At 48.1% G+C, this 18,157-nt stretch carries 21 protein-coding genes; 3 read left to right on the top strand and 18 right to left on the bottom strand.

What is annotated here, in order from left to right; translation table 11 throughout:
* The 7 genes from EAO38_RS01325 to rplU are packed head-to-tail and all read right to left on the bottom strand — an operon-like array spanning position 1 to position 5,749.
* Complete coding sequence (locus tag EAO38_RS01325) at positions 1 to 801, bottom strand: ABC transporter ATP-binding protein (protein WP_120947481.1); 801 nt, start codon at positions 799 to 801, stop codon at positions 1 to 3.
* Positions 798 to 1,670 carry an ABC transporter ATP-binding protein gene (locus EAO38_RS01320; RefSeq protein ID WP_121020435.1) on the bottom strand — a complete coding sequence of 291 codons (873 nt, stop codon included), beginning with the start codon at positions 1,668 to 1,670 and terminating at the stop codon, positions 798 to 800. Before EAO38_RS01320 ends, EAO38_RS01325 begins: the two co-directional genes overlap by 4 nt.
* A gap of 9 nt (positions 1,671 to 1,679) precedes the next feature.
* Positions 1,680 to 2,537 carry an ABC transporter permease gene (locus EAO38_RS01315; protein WP_121020434.1) on the bottom strand — a complete coding sequence of 286 codons (858 nt, stop codon included), beginning with the start codon at positions 2,535 to 2,537 and terminating at the stop codon, positions 1,680 to 1,682.
* On the bottom strand, positions 2,537 to 3,541 hold the full coding sequence (locus EAO38_RS01310; RefSeq protein ID WP_121020433.1) for an ABC transporter permease: 1,005 nt from the start codon (positions 3,539 to 3,541) through the stop codon (positions 2,537 to 2,539). Before EAO38_RS01310 ends, EAO38_RS01315 begins: the two co-directional genes overlap by 1 nt.
* 12 nt (positions 3,542 to 3,553) lie before the next feature.
* Positions 3,554 to 5,134, bottom strand: coding sequence for an ABC transporter substrate-binding protein (locus tag EAO38_RS01305; protein ID WP_121020432.1), 1,581 nt, complete (start codon positions 5,132 to 5,134; stop codon positions 3,554 to 3,556).
* 30 nt (positions 5,135 to 5,164) lie between these two features.
* Positions 5,165 to 5,428 carry a 50S ribosomal protein L27 gene (rpmA, locus tag EAO38_RS01300; protein WP_121020431.1) on the bottom strand — a complete coding sequence of 88 codons (264 nt, stop codon included), beginning with the start codon at positions 5,426 to 5,428 and terminating at the stop codon, positions 5,165 to 5,167.
* Positions 5,429 to 5,437: 9 nt separating this feature from the next.
* Positions 5,438 to 5,749, bottom strand: coding sequence for a 50S ribosomal protein L21 (rplU, locus tag EAO38_RS01295; RefSeq protein WP_121020430.1), 312 nt, complete (start codon positions 5,747 to 5,749; stop codon positions 5,438 to 5,440).
* A gap of 118 nt (positions 5,750 to 5,867) precedes the next feature.
* On the opposite strand from rplU, the gene flgL reads away from it, so the two are divergent.
* Entirely contained in the window at positions 5,868 to 8,399 is a 2,532-nt protein-coding gene (gene flgL / locus EAO38_RS01290) for a flagellar hook-associated protein FlgL (RefSeq protein ID WP_121020429.1), read from the top strand.
* Here the strand turns inward: flgL and EAO38_RS01285 are convergent.
* The 8 genes from EAO38_RS01285 to EAO38_RS01250 are packed head-to-tail and all read right to left on the bottom strand — an operon-like array spanning position 8,390 to position 14,171.
* Positions 8,390 to 10,507 (bottom strand): LTA synthase family protein, encoded by a 2,118-nt coding sequence (locus EAO38_RS01285; protein ID WP_235852451.1) that lies wholly within the window; start codon positions 10,505 to 10,507, stop codon positions 8,390 to 8,392. The two genes, flgL and EAO38_RS01285, sit on opposite strands and share 10 nt — an antisense overlap.
* 5 nt (positions 10,508 to 10,512) lie before the next feature.
* Positions 10,513 to 11,265, bottom strand: coding sequence for an HpaA family protein (locus EAO38_RS01280; protein ID WP_121020427.1), 753 nt, complete (start codon positions 11,263 to 11,265; stop codon positions 10,513 to 10,515).
* Positions 11,266 to 11,267: 2 nt separating this feature from the next.
* Positions 11,268 to 11,747 (bottom strand): cyclic pyranopterin monophosphate synthase MoaC, encoded by a 480-nt coding sequence (moaC, locus tag EAO38_RS01275; RefSeq protein WP_121020426.1) that lies wholly within the window; start codon positions 11,745 to 11,747, stop codon positions 11,268 to 11,270.
* The gene (gene mog, locus EAO38_RS01270; protein WP_121020425.1) at positions 11,744 to 12,274 is read right to left on the bottom strand and encodes a molybdopterin adenylyltransferase; all 531 of its coding nucleotides are present in this window, start codon (positions 12,272 to 12,274) and stop codon (positions 11,744 to 11,746) included. Before mog ends, moaC begins: the two co-directional genes overlap by 4 nt.
* A gap of 9 nt (positions 12,275 to 12,283) precedes the next feature.
* The gene (locus tag EAO38_RS01265) at positions 12,284 to 12,724 is read right to left on the bottom strand and encodes a molybdenum cofactor biosynthesis protein MoaE (protein WP_104752559.1); all 441 of its coding nucleotides are present in this window, start codon (positions 12,722 to 12,724) and stop codon (positions 12,284 to 12,286) included.
* 1 nt (position 12,725) lies between these two features.
* Positions 12,726 to 12,947, bottom strand: coding sequence for a MoaD/ThiS family protein (locus EAO38_RS01260; protein WP_121020424.1), 222 nt, complete (start codon positions 12,945 to 12,947; stop codon positions 12,726 to 12,728).
* Positions 12,947 to 13,537 (bottom strand): GTP cyclohydrolase II, encoded by a 591-nt coding sequence (ribA, locus tag EAO38_RS01255; protein ID WP_121020423.1) that lies wholly within the window; start codon positions 13,535 to 13,537, stop codon positions 12,947 to 12,949. The genes EAO38_RS01260 and ribA overlap by 1 nt, the downstream gene beginning before the upstream one ends.
* A 58-nt stretch (positions 13,538 to 13,595) precedes the next feature.
* Positions 13,596 to 14,171 carry a DUF3943 domain-containing protein gene (locus tag EAO38_RS01250; protein ID WP_121020422.1) on the bottom strand — a complete coding sequence of 192 codons (576 nt, stop codon included), beginning with the start codon at positions 14,169 to 14,171 and terminating at the stop codon, positions 13,596 to 13,598.
* A gap of 127 nt (positions 14,172 to 14,298) precedes the next feature.
* On the opposite strand from EAO38_RS01250, the gene EAO38_RS01245 reads away from it, so the two are divergent.
* Both EAO38_RS01245 and EAO38_RS01240 read left to right on the top strand, forming a co-directional pair.
* A complete protein-coding gene (locus EAO38_RS01245) occupies positions 14,299 to 14,793 on the top strand; it encodes a YhcH/YjgK/YiaL family protein (RefSeq protein ID WP_121020421.1) in 495 nt (164 codons plus the stop codon).
* A gap of 9 nt (positions 14,794 to 14,802) precedes the next feature.
* Complete coding sequence (locus EAO38_RS01240) at positions 14,803 to 15,309, top strand: DUF2147 domain-containing protein (protein WP_121020420.1); 507 nt, start codon at positions 14,803 to 14,805, stop codon at positions 15,307 to 15,309.
* On the opposite strand, the gene asd is transcribed toward EAO38_RS01240, so the two are convergent.
* The 3 genes from asd to EAO38_RS01225 all read right to left on the bottom strand — a co-directional run bounded on the left by asd (position 15,306) and on the right by EAO38_RS01225 (position 18,157).
* Positions 15,306 to 16,304, bottom strand: a complete 999-nt coding sequence (gene asd, locus EAO38_RS01235) for an aspartate-semialdehyde dehydrogenase (RefSeq protein WP_121020419.1) — start codon at positions 16,302 to 16,304, stop codon at positions 15,306 to 15,308. The genes EAO38_RS01240 and asd overlap by 4 nt on opposite strands.
* A complete protein-coding gene (hisS, locus tag EAO38_RS01230; protein ID WP_121020418.1) occupies positions 16,301 to 17,611 on the bottom strand; it encodes a histidine--tRNA ligase in 1,311 nt (436 codons plus the stop codon). The genes asd and hisS overlap by 4 nt, the downstream gene beginning before the upstream one ends.
* A 90-nt stretch (positions 17,612 to 17,701) precedes the next feature.
* A complete protein-coding gene (locus tag EAO38_RS01225; protein WP_121020417.1) occupies positions 17,702 to 18,157 on the bottom strand; it encodes a peroxiredoxin in 456 nt (151 codons plus the stop codon).

Below are 18,157 nucleotides of genomic sequence, written 5' to 3'. Positions count from 1 at the left end.
CTAAGAAAAGCGTCGCATGGATTTTTCTAAATGGGGTACAGCGTCTAAAAGCTTTTTGGTGTAGGGGTCTTTAGGGGCGCTCAGTACGCTATCCACATCCCCGCGCTCCACAATCTCGCCCTGATACATCACTAAAATACGATCGCTGATGTGCTCCACCACACCCAAATCATGGCTGATAAAAATATAAGTCAAGCCCATTTCTTGCTGCAAGTCCAAGAGCAAGTTAAGCACTTGGGCTTGAATGGAGACATCTAAAGCCGAAACGGGTTCATCGCAGATCACCACCTTAGGGCGGATAATGAGCGCGCGCGCGATGCCGATGCGCTGGCGTTGCCCTCCGGAGAATTGGTGGGGGTAGCGGCTGATCCACTCTGATTTTAACCCCACAAAATCCATCATCTCTAAGACCTTTTCCCGGCGTTCTTGTCTGGAAAGATTGCTATTGAGCAAGAGAGGTTCAGCAATAATATCCCCCACCTGCCATCTAGGATTGAGGCTAGAATAGGGGTCTTGAAAAATCATTTGTACATGTTTGCGGTATTCCTGCCAATCGGCTTTGCTAAACTGGGCTAGGCTTTTTTCATTGAATAAAATCTCCCCTCCGCTGGGACTCTCAATCCCCATTAATAATTTGGCGGTGGTGCTCTTCCCACACCCGCTCTCCCCCACCACGCTTAAAATCTCCCCGGGGTGCACCTTGAAGGTGATATTTTTCACCGCGTGGATGAGTTTGGGAGGTTTGAAAAGCCCTTGAGAAATGCGATAGGTCTTGTGTAGATCATTGACTCTTAAAATCATCGAATCTCCCTAGGAAACTCTAAATAGTTGACATTCTCATCCACGGTTTGAAGGCGTTTTTTGCGGTGTTGCTTGCCCGGTTTGGGAATGGCGTTTAAGAGGGCTTGGGTGTAGGGGTGGCGCGGGTTGTTGAAAAGCTCTTTAGCACTAGCCTTCTCCACCACATGCCCCTTATACATCACCACCACCGCATCGGCTAATTGCGCCACCACGCCTAAATCATGCGTGATAAATAAAATAGAAGTCCCCTTGCTGGCTTGCAATTCTTGCATGAGCTCTAAAATTTGGGCTTGAATAGTCACATCTAAGGCGGTGGTGGGCTCATCGGCGATCAAGAGCTCTGGGGCACACACCATGGCCATGGCAATCATCACCCTTTGGCGTTGCCCCCCACTCAATTTAAAAGGGTAATCGTGGTAACGCTCTTTGGCATGGGGGATGCCCACGCGTTCTAATTCAGCTAGGGCGCGCTCAAAGCGTTCTTTACGGCTCAAATGGGGGTGGTGGATTTTGAGCGCTTCGCTGATTTGAAACCCAACGGTGTAAGAGGGGTTTAAGCTGGTCATGGGTTCTTGAAAAATCATGCTAATTTTCTTGCCCCGAATATCCTTTTGCATTTGCTTTTGAGACAATTTCAGCAAATCCTGCTGTTTGAACGCAATCCTCCCATCCACGATTTTACCCGGTTTGTCAATGAGCCCTAAAATAGAGAGGGAAGTGATGCTTTTCCCACTCCCACTCTCCCCCACAATGCACAGGGTTTGGGATTTTTTGAGCTCAAAACTCACCCCGTCTACGGCTTTATTCACACCTTTATCGGTAAAAAAGTAAGTTTTAAGATTATCCACCTTGAGCAGAGTTTCATCCATACCAACCCCCTAACGCGTGTGTTTGGGATCGAGCGCGTCCATGATCCCATCGCCCAGCAAGTTAAAGCCCATCACGGTCAAGAAGATCATGCCCCCGGGGAAAATGATGAGCCAGGGGGCGGTGGTGATGTGTTGCATGGCATCCATGAGCATTGCGCCCCATTCGGGCGTGGGGGGTTGTGCGCCCAGCCCCAAAAAGCTTAAACCGGCTGCCTCTAGCACGGCAGAAGCAAAGCCCATTGTGGCTTGCACGATAATGGGCACAGCGCAATTAGGGAAGATGACCTTAAACATCAAGCGCAAATGTCCCGAGCCATTGACTTTAGAGGCAATGACATATTCTTTTTCTTTTTCAGCTAATACGGAAGCGCGCACAATGCGCGCAAACCCGGGAATACCAACAATCCCAATAGCCAGCATGGCATTAAAGAGAGAGGGGCCCAAGACCGCCACCACGATGATAATGAGCAAGATCGAGGGTAAGGAGAGCATTAAATCCATCACGCGCATGACAATCATGTCCGTTTTACGCCCAAAATAGCCCGCCAAGAGTCCAAAGACAATCCCAAAAGACACGGCGATCCCAATGGAGATAATGCCAATGGTTAAAGAAATGCGCGCGCCATAGAGCAAGCGCGTGAAAGTATCGCGCCCCAAATCATCTGTACCTAAGAGGTGTTTGCTGCTCCCTCCATGTTCCCAAGCGGGCAAGGCTAATCTCTCTTGGGTGTTTTGGACATAGGGGTCATGATGGCTGATCACAGGGGCTAGCAAGGCGCACAAGATCAAAAAAAGTACAATCCATGCCCCCACCACCGCCGCCTTATTCTTTTTAAACTGCCCCCAAAATTCCTTGAAGCGTTCCATCATGAGAGCCTTATTCTAGGGTTGATAAAGGCGTATAGAATATCTACTACCAAATTTGCCCCAATGAAGATCACCGCTACAATCAGACTAGAAGTTTGAATAATGGGAAAATCGCGCTGGTTAAGGGCGTTGACCATCCACTTGCCTACCCCCGGCCATGCAAAAGTAGTCTCAGTGAGAATGCTCCCTCCTAGTAAGCCGGCCAGCATTAAGCCCACAAGGGTGGTAACGGGAATGAGTGCGTTGCGCAAAGTGTGAATCACCACCACCCTAAAGGGCGAACAGCCCTTCGCCTTAGCGGTGCGTACATAGTCCTCTTTGGCTACCTCTAGCATGCTAGCTCTAGTCATGCGCGCGATGATGGCTGTAGGGATGGTCGCTAGCGCGATACTGGGCAACACCAGATGTTTGAGCGCATCGATAAAGGCACCATAATCGTGGGCTAGTAAGCTATCAATGAGGTAAAACCCGGTAGGTCCGTCTAAATAAAAGTCATCGCTCAAACGCCCATAGGAGGGAAACCACCCTAGCTTGACGCTAAAGACATAGACAAGCATTAAACCCAACCAAAAAACGGGCATGGAGACCCCAGCTAAAGCCACGCTCATGCTCGTGTAGTCAAAGAAACTATAACGCTTGATGGCGGCTAATATGCCTGCAAACAACCCCAGTACAATGGAAATGACAAGCGCGCTTAAAGAGAGCTCAATCGTGGCCGGAAAGCGTTGTAAAAACTCGCTGATCACCGGCTCGCCCGACATCAAAGACTTACCAAAATCCCCATGAAAAATGTGGTTGATATATAAAAAATATTGTTCTAGCAAGGGCTTGTTTAAACCCATTTGCTCGCGCAAGGCTTCTACAGATTCTTTGCTCGCATGTTCGCCTAAAATCACTAAAGCCGGATCGCCCGGTACCAAGTGCACCATGGCAAAGACGATGACTGTTACCCCAAAGAGAGTGGGGATAGTCCATAAGACTCGCTTGAGGATAAAGCTAAACATAGCGCGCTGGAATCATCGCTCGAAATACACAGAGGCAAAACGATTGCGTTGCACTCCCGTTACTTTATAACCCTTTAAACTTGCTAAATGGGGCGCTACTTCATCGGGATAGGCCAAGAGAACACAGGGCGCATCATCGTGGAAGATGACCTGGGCTTTCTCGTAGAGCTTGGTACGCTCTTTTTCATCTGTAATTTCCTTAGCGCGGGTTACCAAATCAGAATAAGCATCGCTTTTGTAGAACGAATGATTCTGTGTAGGTATTTGCAAGGCAGCATGTTTACTCCACAAGATGTAAAGGAAATTGTCCGGGTCGCCCGTGTCCGCCAACCAACCACTAAACGCCATCTCATGCTCACCCATGCCCGTCTTTTTCAAATAAGCCCCCCACTCAAAGAACTCGATCTTGACCTTTACGCCTATCTTAGCCAACTGGGCTTGGATGAACTCCGCACCTTTTTTATTGTGTCTAGCAGCGGTAAAAAGTGTGGTTTCAAACCCATCTGGGTAACCGGCTTGCTTTAAGAGTTGTTTGGCTTTAGCCGGGTCATAAGGATAGGGTTTAATCTTGGTGTTATACCCCCACATGCCCGGAGGTATGGGGTTGATCGCCCTTTGGGCATAACCTTCATAAACCACCTTGATATAGTCGTCTACGTTGATGGCATAATTGAGAGCCAAACGCACGAGACGGTTGTCAAAGGGCTTCTTTTGGGTGTTGAGGCTAACCCACGCCGTACTCAAAGAGGGAGCTTTGTCTACCACAATTCCGGGCAAACCCTCCAGATGGGGAATCTCATTGCGGTTAGGCGCACTGATCAAAGAAACCTCGCCCTTTTCTAGGGCTAGAGCCCGAGAAGAGGGGTTGGGAATCACGCGAATCACCACCTGATCCAAGAAGGCTTTATGCCCCCAGTAGTTGGGGTTTCTAACCAGGCGGATTTTATCGTCCTTAAGCCACAGTAAAAACTTAAAAGGTCCCGTGCCAATAGGCTTCCTAGAAAGTTCATCTTGTTTGCCCTGACTGGCCAAATACTGCGCATAATCCTGACTCAAAATTGAGAGAAAATCCATGCCCAAATCTGCCAAAAAAGGAGCTTCTGGCTTTTTAAGCGTGATTTTGATTGTGTATTTGTCCGGTGCCTCTATGCTTTTGATAATGTGGGACATCGCCATGCTTTCCCAGTAGATGTAACTACGCCCTTTGTAATAGGGATCACCCCCGGCCATCTGGCGTTTGAAAGAAAAGAGCACATCCTTAGATGTAAACTCTACCTTTTTAGTCCAATACTTAGTGGTGTGGAAATAAACCCCCTTACGCAGATGGAAAGTGTAACTCAAGCCATCTTGAGAAATCTCCCAACTGCTAGCTAAACCCGGCTCGATCTCTGTGGTTCCATATTTAAAGCGCACCAAGGTTTCGTAAATATTGCTAGTGGCAACATAGCTTTCCCCATCAGTTACCAAGGCTGGATCCATGCTCGAGCCATCCGCACCCCGCGCATAAATCAAGGTCCCCCCGGGCTTACCCTGCGCGCCCAAAACCCCCCACAACAAACAAAACCCCAAAAAGCCGACCAACCATTTTTTCATCGCAACTCCTCCTCCCCTCCTTTTAATGATCTACGTTTTTTGTGTTTCTAGGACACTCACTTTCTTGCGGTGTTTGTCTTTGTAACTAAAGCACACAAACCCGTCTATCAAAGCAAATAGAGTGTGATCCTTGCCCATGCCTACATTCTTGCCCGGGTGCACCTTAGTGCCCCTTTGGCGCACGATAATATTGCCCGCACGCACGAACTCCGAGCCGAATTTTTTAACCCCTAAACGCCTCCCGGCCGAATCGCGATTATTCTGGGTACTCCCCTGACCTTTCTTGTGTGCCATTTCTACTCCTTATGCGACAATTTTAGAAATTTTGACACGGGTAAAGTCGCGCCTAAAACCTCTTTTAGTTTTACTGTCTTTACGGCGGCGTTTTTTAAAGATCACCACCTTCTTACCCCGCCCTTCGTTGATGACTTCCGCCTCAATCTTGGCCCCCTGCACAAAAGGCGTTCCATACACAGGCGTGCCCTCTTTGATCACCGCTAAGACCATCTCTAGCTCCACGTGCGCTTTGGATTCTAAACCCATTTTATCCAGCAAGATCACATCGCCCTCTTGCACCTTGTATTGCTTACCCCCATTTTTGAACACTGCGTACATACTAAAATCCTGAGAAAAAATTAGACCTTACTCTAACACATAAAAGCTTAAAGATGAGACTGCGCAACATGGTATACATCTTGCATGATTACAAAAGTTTACATGTAAGGGGAATCCTATGCGTATCAGTGATAGCGGTCGCTATAACCAGATGAATTATTACCAAAATACTTTACAAAACAAGCTCAACACCGCTAATACCAAGATCGCTTCGGGTTTGAAGATTCAGCATGGCTATCAGGACAGCAATGTCAATAACCAAAATCTCAAATACGGCTTTGAAGAAAACACCCTTGATCAAGGCATTGATGTTGCCAACAGCGCCCACACAGCCACTCTTAACACCGATAAGGCGTTAAGCGAGCTCTCCACCACCATGGAGCAATTTAAAACCAAATTGATTCAAGCGGCTAGCGATGTGCACTCCACCACTTCTAGACAAGCCATCGCCCTAGATTTAGAAAAACTCAAAGCCCATATGATCAACGTGGCAAACACTTCTATTGGAGGAGAATACCTCTTTGGGGGGAGCAAGGTCGATCGTAGACCCTTTGATAGCGCGGGCAATTACTATGGCAATAATGAAGACCTCAACGCGTTAGTGAGCGCGAACAATCTTGTGCCCTACAATATCACGGGGCATAATTTGTTCTTGGGCAAGGATTTGGACAAACAAAAACGCATCACCACCAATATCCGCATGCTCAACCAAAGCAAGTTACACCCAGACATCATGGACGCGCTGAACAAAACCGCAGAACCTCAAGAAGTTTTTGTACAATCCAACGACACCTTGCGCGATCTCATCGGCGATACGGATGACGACCCTAGCAACGATCCCAAGGAGTATTTCTATTTGCAGGGGGTGCGCCCTGATGGCAACGCCTTTAAAGCCAAATTCGCCCTAGATAAAGCTTACACGAAAAAAGAGGACGCGGCCACCATTGCCGATTTGCTAGAACAGATCGGGCGTGCCTATGGCAACACCTCTAGCAATAAAGTGGTGGAGGTGAGCTTGAACGCATGGGGAGAGATTGAGATTAAAGACCTCACCACCGGTAACGCTACCATTGATTTTCACATGGTCTCTAGCGACAAAGATGTAGACAATCTTAACCAACTCCGCGCTAGTGATGCGCGCATCACTAGCTATGTCAAAAGCCCCTTTTTAACCGATCGCGGGCTTTCTGTCTTGCATGGAGTCAACAACCCCTACGATCACCGCATTGTGGATCTCTCTAGCGCGTTCATCACTCAAGACAACACCCCGGCTAATAGAAACACCAAACTTAGCGCGATCTTAGGTCCCAAGGCTGTCTCTTTAGAGATTAGCGGTACGCGCCCCAATCATCAAGATGGCACTCTCAACACCACACCCCTAGAACCCCTTGTCTTAAGCGTGGACTCCACCTTGCAAGATGTGATGAACGCCATCAAAGAACATTTTCAAGGGGATTTAGATGTGGAGATTTCTGAAGATGGGAGATTGCGCCTCATCGATCACAATGTCAAAAACACCGCTCACGACAGTAAAACACCCCCTTTTGATGGACCTCATGGCTTGAGCTTGAGCTTGAGAACCCTAGATGCTAAGGGGCAAGAGGTCAAAGCCCTGCCCACAGATTACGCCAGTGAGTATCAAAAAACCTATTTCACCCACACCGGCGCGCGTCTTGTGGGCAATGTTTCTCAAGTCGTGCCCAAGAGCATGGACTATGCTACAGGGGCGACTAAGCTTGCTGAGGTGATGGGTTCTCAAATTGGCGCGCAGAGTTATGTGTTCAAATTACGCGATCACAATGGCGTACCGGTGCAAGCGCGCTTGTCCTTGCAGGATCAAGGGGCGTTCTTAGAGTTGCCCCATAAAGGAGGGGGCGCGCCCTATCAAATCCCCTTGTATAACCGTAACCAAAACCCCCCTGCTCTCACCAAGCCCAATGAGGTTACCTATCGCCAGTTAATGGACGCGATCGCCTTAGCGATGAATTACAGCAATCAAGACACCAAGGTTTATGAGCGCGCCCAAGCGCATGTGCCCTCCCAGGAGAGCAAAGAGGCGTTTTTAGCCTTGCTCCAGCAAGCAGATACGCGCGTAGATGTCAATTTAAATGAAAATGGACAGGTGGTCATCCATGATAAAATCCACTCCAAAACCCCCATGCAGTTCATGTTTTTTGATAGCCACTCTGATGATTTCTCGCCCGATGTCTTGAAAAAAGACGCGCCCTCCATCCGCTTGAACGCCAACAACGCCCTCACCATCGATCAGCCCCATATCAATTTTTTCAAACAATTAGACGGGGTGATCGACTCGGTGCGCAGGGGGATTTATCGCCCCGATGCGCTACAGGATAATTACAGCGAACAGATGCGCAACTTGGGGATTCAAAACAATATTGCATTGGTGGATCACTTGAGCGATCACATTGAAAAGGTGATCGCAGCTAATGGAGCGCATGGGCGCAGTTTTGCACATATGTTAAGACGCAATGAAGTACTCAAATCCCAAGTACAAGCCATTCGGGGCGACACCGTGGGTACAGACATCGCAGAGACTTACAATAAGTTCTCTCAGTTGCGCAACAATTATGATGCGGTGCTCTCCTCTAGCAGCAAGATCAACCAAATGAGTTTGAGCAATTATTTATGAGGCGTTAAAGGGGACTTTAAGATAGGACCTTTGAAGAGATAATACCAGCTTAGTCCATTGGCGATTTTCTCTTTTTCCATGAGTGCTTTAGCAAGTTCTAAATCTTGAGGGTTGGGGGGGTGTTTGATCCATTGGTGTTCGCGCACATAGCGCAACCCCTTGGCTCCCCCGCCTCCATAGACAAAATCCACTCCATCCACCCCCTTAGCCCCCACCACATCAAAACCCAGCGCGTGATCGTGCACACAACTTGAAGGAATATTGGCGTTGCTAAAGAGAGGGTTACCAAAGCTCGCATACGCATAGCCCTTAGGGGCGATCAACTCCATGATTGTAGGGGCGATGTCTATATGTGCCCCGATACAGCGAATCCGTTTGGGCTCTAAAGAGGGGGCATAGACAATCAGGGGCACGCTTTTTGTCATGTAAAAATCGTCTTTGGCGTAATCAAAACTGCGATCAAAATGATCCCCGGTGATGATGAAAAGGGAGTTAGGGAATTTGGCGCGCGCTTTTTTGATGAAGTCCACTAAAATTTTGTCATACCAATAGACATGCCCTAGAAAATTCGCATCGGGGAGATTGGTAGAAGCAGGGGTGCGATCCACAAGGGCTTGTATTTGCTCCAAAGGCACGCCAAAGGCTTTTAAATTCACATTTCTAGTGGTGTGGTTGCTCAAAGTCATCACCATGCTAAAGGTTTTGCGATCGGGGGGTGTGGTTTGTAAAATGTAATCAAAGAGAATATTGTCATGCACGCCCCAATTGCTCTCTAAGGGTTGTGGGTAGGCTTTAGGGTTTGTGGCTAGCTTTTGGTGGGCAAATTCTAACAGGCGGGTATTGAAGATTAGGTCATCAAAGCCCTGAGTTTTGGTAAAACTATCCAAACGATTCCAAATCCCACTCCCCCCATAGTAAAAGAGATTGTGAAACCCTAGCCCTTTCATTTGGTTGCCAATCGCTGTAGGGAGACTGGGAATCTTCACGCCCATATTGACAAAATTGGTATCGTTAATGTTAAAAAGCCCGGTGATCTGCACATCTAGACTTTTGACCGTACGGCGGGCGTTTTCTAGGAATAGAGGAAAGATAAAACCATGCTTTTGATCGTCCAAGCTCTTCAAGGCGCTCACAAGGTGGATGGAATCGAATTTGGGATCAAAATGCCAACTGGAGAGCGATTCTGAGACAATGTAAAACACATGGGTGATCTTAGGTTCTAGGGAATTGGTGCTTTGGTGCTGCAATAACTTTCTCAAGTCCAGGGGGAAGCACGTGTCTTTGGGGAGATTGAAGTACGCCATGGTGGCTTCTAAAAGCGGTTTAGAGCTAAAGTTGGCAAAACGGATTTTTTGACTTTTAGAGTAGTCTCTAAAGACTAGATAGAGATTGCGGAATGCCCCAGGGGTGATCTTGCGCAAGAAGACATTCTCCACAGGTTGGATGATGAAATCTAGCGACACGCCACTGAGTGCAAAGCGCGAATTAATGGACACCAACATAAATAAGGCTAGGCATAAGATGGCCCCTCCCAGGGCAAATTTTAAAGGGAGGTCTTTGAGCAGATCATAAAAGCACACTCCCCAACGCGCCACTTTGCGGTAGAGAAAAAACCCTAGCGCGCTTAAGAAGAGCCAAATCAAGAGTTTCGTGCCAATAAAATACTCCCCCGTGAGCGCCATGCTCAACAGTGTTTTGGGGCTTTCCTCAAACACCTCTAGCAAATTGCTATCAAAGACATTCCCATAAATGCTATAGTAGGTCATGTTGGCAATTTGCAAGAATAAACAGAGCGCAAGGACAAAGAGGGCGTAGTAGGCGAGCGCCTTATAGCGCAGGCGATTGGGCGTGATGAGTCCTAGAAGCAAAAAGAGCAAGCCAAAAATCGCAACAATGCGGTTGTCGTATTTGATCCCATCGCCTAGCACTTGCCAGATGGGGGTTAAAAGCGTGCCCAAAGGCTGGTTTAGCGCGCCCTTATACACCCCCGTGTAAGCCAAAAAGCCCAACCGCAAACAGACAAAAAACGCGCTGACAAATAAGCTAAAGCACAACGCCTGAACCAATAGCAACAAGAGTTGCTGGGCAAAGGGGGGGCGTGTGCGCAAGGCTATCACTCTGGTTTGCGCGCCTTTAACTCTGCAATGTCTTTGGCATAAGCCTTAATTTTCTCTTGGGTAAGCTTGAGATCCACGCGTTGCATCACAGCCTTAAAGATCGTGTTCAAAGCTTTTTTGACCGCATCGTTGGAATTGTCCTTGCCTTTATACATGGAGCTTAACAACCCGCCGGTGTGTTCAGATTTGGTAGATTTGACAAAGGGTTCTTTAACATCAAGTTCGCTCAAGTCCACCATAAAAGAATCCACAGACTCCCCACTCATAGGCTCTACAAACACGATTTTCACATAGCCCATGGTCAACAGTGTTCCCTTCATCACATCCATACCGCTGGAGAAAATGAGCCCGGGACTAGATTTTTTTTGCTCTGTGGTTTTGGGATCGGGCCTGAGTACGATCTCCCCTCTGATCTCTAAGGCTAAATAACCATCGCGTTTTTGGGCAAAGGTCAAATCGTTTTTGTCGCTCAGATCTAAGGACTCGACTTTATAGCCCTGGTTCTTAAGCAGGTCTTGGATCTTGAGCGTGAGCTGCTGTCTGAACTTCGTTTCGTATTCTTTGGCGATATTATCGCTGTATTGCAATACGGGTTTTAACAAAATGATCTGTTCGTGGGCTGCTGGGGCTTTGTGCGCGCTGGTTTGATAGGCCAAGCGCAGAGGTACTTCATTGGTTACGGTGATCTCAGGCCCACATCCCACCAGCGCCACGCATAAACCCACACCCAGTAATCTGTATTTCCACATGTTTAACTCCTTTGAATTGTATAATCCCCACTCTTACCCCCGCTTTTCTGTTCTAGCTGAATCTCTCCCATCACCATGCTTTTATCCAAGCTCTTAGCCATGTCATAAATGGTTAAAAGCCCCACGCTCACCCCTGTGAGTGCTTCCATTTCTACCCCTGTTTGCCCTTGACACTGCACGCGCACGCGCACCAAAAACGCGCTCTCCTGAGGACATTCTAGCACCTGTACATGCACTCCGCTTAAGTTGAGCGGGTGGCACATGGGAATGAGTGTACTCGTCTGTTTAGCCCCCATGATAGCAGCAACGATAGCGGTTTGAATCACGGGGCCCTTTTTAAGCGTGTTGTCTGAAATGGCTTGGTACGCCTGTGCGCCCATGCGAATTTTGCCACTGGCGATCGCCACCCTATGGGTGGATTCTTTAGCGCTCACATCGACCATGGTGGGCTGGTTTTGTGCGTCTAGATGGCTGAATGTCATTTTTTAGGGCGGAACACTTGGATATGCTCCGGGTTGCCTTCAATATAACGCCCCCCAATCAAATCAATACAATAGGGAATGGCAGGGAAAACCACTTCTAAGCATTCTTGAATGCTTTTGGGTTTGCCGGGCAAATTGACAATGAGACTTGAGCCTCTAATGCCCGCGCTCTGACGCGAGAGAATCGCCGTGGGTACATACTTCAAGCTAGCCATGCGCATCAGCTCCCCAAAGCCAGGCAACATCTTAGAACACACCGCTTGCGTGGCCTCAGGGGTTACATCTCTAGGGGCTGGCCCCGTACCCCCTGTGGTAACAATGAGATCGCAACCTTTGGCATCGCTCAAGTCTATGAGTGTTTGTACAATACTCTCTTGATCGTCAGCGATCAAGGCGTATTCAAATTCTAAGGGGTTGCAAATATAACGCCCTAAAACCTCTTTAATCGCCGGCCCGCCCAAATCCGCATACACCCCCAAAGAAGCGCGATCGCTGGTCACAACAATGCCGATCTTAATACATTCCATGCGTCCCTTTCACGCCAATAAACCGCTGCCCTTCAAAGGGTGGCTTTGATCTTTAGCATACACCCTCTGCTTATTTTGCAAATAATACTTCCAAATGGGGGCGTTATGCTTAAAATCCTCAATGAACGCGCCATACAGCTCTAGGGGGGCTTGGCGGTGCTCAGACATCAGCCCCACCATGTAAGAGCTCTGCGATACGAGTACATCACCCCTAGAGTGCGCCATTTTGAGCACCACACCGCGCGCCTGCGCCTTTGTTTGCCAATCTTGAAACCATGCCTGCAATAAGGGCATGTGCACATCAAAACTCAAGCCTTCAAATTCTGATTCTTGAGCGCGCACCACGCCGGTAAAAACACAGAACGCCCCGCAATTATGCGCCACGCACTCGCGTTCCCATTGGGTGTAAAACCTAGCCGTGTCCAGCGCGCCCTCAACGACCTCTAGCAAACTACCCCCCACACACCGGAGGCATCAGCACCACCCGATCTCCATGCTTTAGAGGTGTGTGGATATTGTCCACTAGAACACCATTGATCGCAATCGCGCTCAAGGGTAGCCAAGATTTCAAGCTCTCTTTTTGCGCTAAAACAGTCTTTAACGCGCTTAGATCGCTAATATCAAGTTGCATGCTCTCTTCTGGGATAGGTCCTAAAAATTCTACACTGATCATTAGAGTAAATGCCCCATTCTATTTTTTTTGGTTTCCAAATACTGCTGGTTATGGCAATTGCTAGGTACAATGATACTACAGCGTTCCACCTTAACAAAAGCGCTCAAAGCCTGCACTTTCTGGGGGTTATTGGTGAGGAGGTGAATATGTGTAACACCATAGTACTCTAGAATATCCTTGACAATGCCATAATCGCGCTCATCATCCTTAAAACCGATAGCGCGATTAGCCTCAATAGTATCATAGCCCTGATCTTGCAGGGCGTAGGCATTGATCTTGTTAAATAACCCAATGCCCCGCCCCTCTTGACGCAAATAAATGAGCATGCCCCCCTGTGCGTGCGCGTGTGCAATCCTTTGCAAGGCCAACTCTAACTCCCCCCCGCAATCACATTTTTGCGACCCAAAAACATCCCCAGTCAAGCATTCCGAGTGCAAACGCACCAAAGGGCTACTGGATAAGTGCGGGGTGAAGACCACGAGGTGATCCCAGCTAAAACCCCCCTTGTTCTCTCTAAAGGACTGAATCAAAAACTCCCCAAACTTAGTGGGTAGCTTGGCTTGGTTGGAAATCTGGACACTACGCCGCATAAACCGCCTTTTAAAAATGGCATTCTAGCACTCGAAAGTAATATTATGGTGAAAAGACTTAACTTTGCTTGAAAGTATTCTTATTATGAATTCCCAAGGCTCTAGCAAGACCTAGATTTTGAATCACAAAGCCGATAAAATCCATGCCAAAAAGAGCGAGCGTTCCTAAAACCTTAGAACCCCATAATCTCTTTTGGCGGTCTTGAATGCACTGAGTCCAACGGAAAAAGAGTTCACCGAGCAAAGGTCCCATGGTGGGTGTGCAAATTAAATCCTGCCAACTAGGAATCTCTACAAAAGCTTCTAACCCGTATTCCCAAAAAAAAGTAGAAACCATGAAGGTGAAGAACACACAGACATATCTGTTATACCCGGCCACTCTGGCTTGCATGTAGTAGATCGCACCAAAATAGGGGTGCAACACTCCATTGAAGATAAAGAGATCGTGATCAAACTGGGGGCCTAAGAGTACATTTTGACACCAACTGAGCCAGCCAAATTTTTCCTTAGTCCAATGTGTTACACTCTCGGGCATCAAATACAGCCCCACAATGCCCAGCACAAAACTCACACCTAGAATCCCCACACTAGCACCTAGGTATCTGGAGCGGTGGTTAGGAACATAATGGCACATGACAATGGATGGCAACAATCTTGAAAATCACCTTTCTGCAATGATCTAGGCGGGCATTGTCGCACAACACAACTTTAAAAATCATTAGGGTTTTCTTGCTATAAATCCATCTCATGATGGAGTGTATATGGCAATTTTTGGTAAATTGAGTTCGCTTGCGCCTCTTTTTGGCAAGACGGTAGAGTTAGAGTTTCTTTGTGCCTATTTGCAAAGCGTGTTAGACAAGGCGCACCCCCACCACCAAAGCCTTATGGAACAGGCGGTGGAGTCTGTGAAGCGCGATTTAGATCATGGCATACATGCCATGCAGATCGTCTATCACCCCACGCATGGGCTCTTAGAAACCCACCGCCAGTACATAGATTTTTTGCTAGTGGTGCAGGGCAAGGAACAAGTCGTCTTTGGGGATCGTGCGGATCTGTGCGTACAAACCCCCTATGATCCCAAGCGCGATCAAGAAACCTATGCGGATAGCCCTTTGCTTTCTGCGGTGTGCATGCATGCGGGCATGCTGGGCGTGTTTTTAGATTATGACGCGCACACCACACGCCCTATTAGCGATGATTTGGTGCGTAAAGTGGTGGTGAAAGTGCCTAAGAATTTAATCAAGTTAAAACTATAAGAGTGTTAGGTGAGGTATTTTTACATCGTATTGGGGTTTTTGTGTGGGGTACTGGGGGCCAGCACGCTAGAGGGGGTTTATGAAACCCAGTCTTTTCTTTACATGAAAAGTTCCTATGTGGAATTTTTCAAATACAAAGGGAAGTATTACGCCTATGGGATCGCCAATGTAGATGGCTCGCAAGCTAGGAGAGATGTTTACAATAAAAATCCGGCCTTGCGTGGTCGTAGCGATAAGGGGGTGGTGTTTTTGTACGACTTAACCTGTGTGGATAAGGACACCTATAAAAACGGGCGGGCTTATAATTTCTACGATGGGCGCACTTACTACGTGCAGGTGCGCCAAAAGAAAAACGGAGATTTGAAATTCCTGCCCAGCTTCGATCGACGTGGTTTCTTTGGCAAAACCTTTATTTGGAAAAAGCTTAACAACGCCTACTTGACAGAACATGGCATTGTCAAACCGGACTTCTCTAGGGTGTTAGAAACCCTAAAGGAAATCCAAAGAGAAGACTAATGCATCTCTAAGTATTTCAGAGCGATCCGGAGCGCGTTGGTGGCCGCGCCCACGCGGAGCTGATCGGCCACGCACCACAGATGCACGATCTTAGGATCAAAGAGATCGGATCGGATTCGTCCTACAAAGCTTTGATCGGTGTGGCTGGCTAGAATGGGCATGGGGTAAAGGGCTTGGGTAGGGTCGTCCTGCACGATCACGCTGGGCGCGTTGCTCAAAATCTCTCTAACTTCGCGCGCGCTAGTGGGGCGCGCGCAATGCACACTCAAGCTCTCGCTATGGCTTCTGAGGACGGGCACACGCACACAGGTCGCGCTGATGGGAAAATTGGCATGCATGATCTTATGAGTCTCTTGTACCATTTTCATCTCTTCTTTAGTGTAGCCGGAAGGCAAGAATGCGTCGATGTGGGGGATCACATTGAGCGCAATGGGGTGGGGGAAAATAGCGCAAGTGAGATCGCCTTGCATCTGGGCACGCAACTCCGCCATACCTCTATTGCCTGCCCCGCTCACTGCCTGATACGTACTGACATCAACGCGCGTGATACCCAAGACTTGATGCAGGGGGTTTAGGAGTTGTACCATCTGGATGGTAGAACAATTGGGGTTAGCGATGATATTTTTAGGGCAGATATGCAAATCGCTAGGATTGACTTCTGGCACAACTAGGGGGACATCTTCATCCAAGCGAAAATAACTCGTGTTGTCCACCACCAACGCCCCAGCACGCGCTGCACTGGGCGCAAACTCTGCGCTCACCTTCCCCCCCGCGCTGAAAAAAGCAATGTCTATTTTCTCTTGAGCAAAGACCTCATGAGTGGTTTCTAAAATGTGGTAAGCACGCCCAAAGGCACTAAGGGGCGTACCCGCGCTTCTTTGGCTGGCTAAGGGCACAAAATGCGCTACAGGAAAATCCCACTCCTCTAACAACGCAATGATTTGCGCGCCCACCGCTCCGCTTGCCCCTACTAGGGCGATATTATAGCCCTTCATTCGCTCACCATCGCTAAGGCCTTTAAAAAACTCAAATGATTCACTTGTACACCCGTTGTCATATTCTTAAGAGTCAAACTGCGCGTACGCACTTCTTCCTCTCCTAGCACTACCACGAACTCATGCCCTTTATGATTAGCATAACTAAAAGGTTTTTTGAGTTTCTCAATTTCAGGGTACAATTCGGCATTCACATCGCTTTGGCGAAATTTCTGTGCCACCTGGGACGCATAGGCAAAATCTTTAGCGTCCATGCATACTACCAACACCCGCGCGCTTGTGGACTTGCTTTCCACTAGCTCGAGTTCCTCTAGCCCCACTAAAAGCCTATCTAACCCAATGGATGCGCCTACACCCGGGAAGTTCTGCGCGCTAAAGCTCTTAGAAAGATTGTCATAGCGCCCACCAGAGCACACGCTCCCCAAAGTGGCAAGAGAATTCAACGTGGTTTCATAGACGATCCCAGTGTAATAGCCCAAGCCCCTTGCAATAGAAAAATCTACCTTGAAATGCTCCGGATTGATCTCTAAGCAGAGCAAGAGATCAAAGAGACGTTCTAACTCTTCTAAGCCCTCTTTGAGAGTGGTGTCAAAAGTTTTTAGATACGCCACATCTTTGAAAAACTCTATGGGGTCGCCATTTTGTTTTGTGTTGACAATGCGTAAAAAATCTGTAAAGTCTAAATTAGGGAAGAGGGTCTTAAGCTCTAAAAGCACCCCCTCCTGCCCGATTTTGCTTAATTTGTCCACCACCCGTAAAAGCGCGCGGATATCCTCTTTGGCATGCACGCCAAAATGTCTACAGAGCCCATTTAGGATTTTGCGGTGGTTGATCCACACGCTAAACTCCTCCAAGCCTAGAGCCTTGAGACTGGCGATGATCACTTGGATGATCTCGCTATCGCATAACAGACTCGCGCTCCCGATGAAGTCAAAATCGCATTGGGTAAATTCCCGGTAACGCCCCTTTTGCGCCCTCTCCCCCCTAAAGACATTGCCAATCGCATAACGCTTGAAAGGCAAGCCCAAAGTATGGTGGTGTTGGGCAACAAAACGCGCTAGGGGTAAAGTTTGATCAAAGCGCAAACCCACCTCGCGCTTGCCATGGTCTTTAAAGCGATAAATCTCTTTTTGAATATCTCCAGCTTCTTGAGTGAGAATCGAGGCGTATTCTAAATGAGGGGTTTCAATGGGCACAAAGCCAAAACTTCTAAAGACGCTGGCTAGCTTGTCCAACACCGCGCCCTTAGCCATCGCCTCTCTGGGCAGTCTGTCTCTAAAGCCACTCAGGGTTTTGGGGGTGATCATGGCGATCCTTTATTGAGATACCCTAATTATAACCATTTAACCAAAGGCGCGCTTTTAAGTGAGCGGTTTTCCAATGAGAACGATCTCCGCTTAAAGCAATCCTAGAACCCTTTGGGCATGCCCCTTGGCCTGCACATCGTAAAGCGCATGGGCGATCTTGCCCTCCTTGTCGATCACAAAGGTGGATCGAATCACGCCCTCTACTTCCTTGCCATACACGTTTTTAGTGCCATAAGCCCCATAGGCCTTTAACACCTCTAAATGCGGATCGCTCAAGAGTTCAATATTGAGTCCCTCAGACTCGATAAAGTGGCAATGACTCTTAGCATCATCAGGGCTTACACCCAAAATCACCGCGCCCTTAGCCTCAAACTCTGCTCTTAGTTTGGTGAAGTCCTGCGCCTCTATGGTGCAACCGGGGGTATTGTCCTTAGGGTAGAAGTAAAGCACCACGCTTTTCCCTAAAAAGTCTTTCAAGCTCACGTCTTTGCCATGGGCACTCTTCAGAGTGAAAGCGGGGGCGGGGGTATTTTGTTGTAATTGCAT

This window comes from Helicobacter vulpis (assembly GCF_003660395.1).
GTDB lineage: Bacteria > Campylobacterota > Campylobacteria > Campylobacterales > Helicobacteraceae > Helicobacter > Helicobacter vulpis.
This window is presented reverse-complemented; position numbering and strand designations above follow the sequence as displayed.

Excerpts from the sequence above, each read along its gene's own strand:
- EAO38_RS01325 (WP_120947481.1), bottom strand. The coding sequence starts at position 801 with ATGATTTTAAGAGTCAATGATCTACACAAGACCTATCGCATTTCTCAA.
- EAO38_RS01320 (WP_121020435.1), bottom strand. The coding sequence starts at position 1,670 with ATGGATGAAACTCTGCTCAAGGTGGATAATCTTAAAACTTACTTTTTT.
- EAO38_RS01315 (WP_121020434.1), bottom strand. The coding sequence starts at position 2,537 with ATGGAACGCTTCAAGGAATTTTGGGGGCAGTTTAAAAAGAATAAGGCG.
- EAO38_RS01310 (WP_121020433.1), bottom strand. The coding sequence starts at position 3,541 with ATGTTTAGCTTTATCCTCAAGCGAGTCTTATGGACTATCCCCACTCTC.
- EAO38_RS01305 (WP_121020432.1), bottom strand. The coding sequence starts at position 5,134 with ATGAAAAAATGGTTGGTCGGCTTTTTGGGGTTTTGTTTGTTGTGGGGG.
- rpmA (WP_121020431.1), bottom strand. The coding sequence starts at position 5,428 with ATGGCACACAAGAAAGGTCAGGGGAGTACCCAGAATAATCGCGATTCG.
- rplU (WP_121020430.1), bottom strand. The coding sequence starts at position 5,749 with ATGTACGCAGTGTTCAAAAATGGGGGTAAGCAATACAAGGTGCAAGAG.
- flgL (WP_121020429.1), top strand. The coding sequence starts at position 5,868 with ATGCGTATCAGTGATAGCGGTCGCTATAACCAGATGAATTATTACCAA.
- EAO38_RS01280 (WP_121020427.1), bottom strand. The coding sequence starts at position 11,265 with ATGTGGAAATACAGATTACTGGGTGTGGGTTTATGCGTGGCGCTGGTG.
- moaC (WP_121020426.1), bottom strand. The coding sequence starts at position 11,747 with ATGACATTCAGCCATCTAGACGCACAAAACCAGCCCACCATGGTCGAT.
- mog (WP_121020425.1), bottom strand. The coding sequence starts at position 12,274 with ATGGAATGTATTAAGATCGGCATTGTTGTGACCAGCGATCGCGCTTCT.
- EAO38_RS01260 (WP_121020424.1), bottom strand. The coding sequence starts at position 12,947 with ATGATCAGTGTAGAATTTTTAGGACCTATCCCAGAAGAGAGCATGCAA.
- ribA (WP_121020423.1), bottom strand. The coding sequence starts at position 13,537 with ATGCGGCGTAGTGTCCAGATTTCCAACCAAGCCAAGCTACCCACTAAG.
- EAO38_RS01250 (WP_121020422.1), bottom strand. The coding sequence starts at position 14,171 with ATGTGCCATTATGTTCCTAACCACCGCTCCAGATACCTAGGTGCTAGT.
- EAO38_RS01245 (WP_121020421.1), top strand. The coding sequence starts at position 14,299 with ATGGCAATTTTTGGTAAATTGAGTTCGCTTGCGCCTCTTTTTGGCAAG.
- asd (WP_121020419.1), bottom strand. The coding sequence starts at position 16,304 with ATGAAGGGCTATAATATCGCCCTAGTAGGGGCAAGCGGAGCGGTGGGC.
- hisS (WP_121020418.1), bottom strand. The coding sequence starts at position 17,611 with ATGATCACCCCCAAAACCCTGAGTGGCTTTAGAGACAGACTGCCCAGA.
- EAO38_RS01225 (WP_121020417.1), bottom strand. The coding sequence starts at position 18,157 with ATGCAATTACAACAAAATACCCCCGCCCCCGCTTTCACTCTGAAGAGT.